This window comes from Priestia sp. P5_B4 (genome assembly GCF_056400385.1).
Genome location: NZ_JBFULJ010001090.1, coordinates 1 through 1,130 on the forward strand (window position 1 = coordinate 1; position 1,130 = coordinate 1,130).

Below are 1,130 nucleotides of genomic sequence, written 5' to 3' on the forward strand. Positions count from 1 at the left end.
AATGGTACTCTCGTTATGAACCGATATACGTAACGAAAGGGCCTCACAAGGGAAAATGGTACTCTCGTTATGAACCGATATACGTAACGAAAGGGCCTCACAAGGGAAAATGAACATGAGAATTATTTTGTTGTAAGAGAGGGGAGCCTGCATCATTTTTGATGCAGGCTCTTATTATGTTGATAATATAGAGTAAGGTACATAAGATATTGAATCTGAATATTGTTTGTAGATATAAGTTCTACTTAATTTGCATAATTGTTGATATATGTAAGGTTTTGTAGATAACTAAATTGCTCCCACATATTGAATATTTATCCTATATCRAGTACAATAAGTTGAATATAAGTTCAACTTAAAARATGAGGTGTTTAGAAATGAAAATTTCACGTTTTAATAAAGATTGYGGTAACTCTGTTGATATGAACATTATGGATGGATAYCTATTTGATTTTCCAACGAATGTAGTTGAACTKCAAAAAGAAGCWGCMGAYTCYTTTTTYACAGATGCGGTTACAGCTCCAGARGAATTTAAGAAGCGCATTTTACTTTCYACAACMATTSAGGGMGAAGAGAAAGAGCGYTATTTCTTAGTAGGTGACATTGCAGCWAGTCAATTRCTWGCYAAYAATCACATTAATAAATTACATAATAAAATTACWAGTCATATTCCATACATCACCTTTTTAGCTGCSATTGCGTATTACCATGCGTTACATGCGAARRAYAAAAAAGACAAYACAATTGAAATTGACTATTTTTCTACTATGTTACCAATCTGGCTYCTTAAGAAAGAGAGCACATTTGGGGCGGCTCAAAAAGCCATGGCCAATCGCTTCTTAGGCGACCATTCGTTTACTGTGCATACACCTGGATTTGAAAATACGTTAAAAGTAGTAGTAGAAGAAAGTGCATGCTTAAAAGAGGGAGAAAGTGCACGTTTTGCGTTGAAAAAAGACTTAACTCTTCAAGATCGTGAAGATGCGAATGAGTATGTAGAATGCGAAACAGTCATGGTTGACATCGGTGGAGGTTCCATTGATGTCGTTATTCTACCAGAAGGTTTGAAAGCTGCCAATAGTCGTGAATCGTTCCAAAGTATTGAAGGTATTCCTTATTTAGCTCATATT

At 35.2% G+C, this 1,130-nt stretch carries 1 protein-coding gene; it reads left to right on the top strand.

The genetic code is table 11. The annotated features are described in order from the left end of the window. Positions 1-767: 767 nt before the first annotated feature. On the top strand, positions 768-1,130 hold a 363-nt coding region (locus AC1DRF_RS29035; RefSeq protein ID WP_477742445.1), incomplete at its 3' end, for an Alp7A family actin-like protein.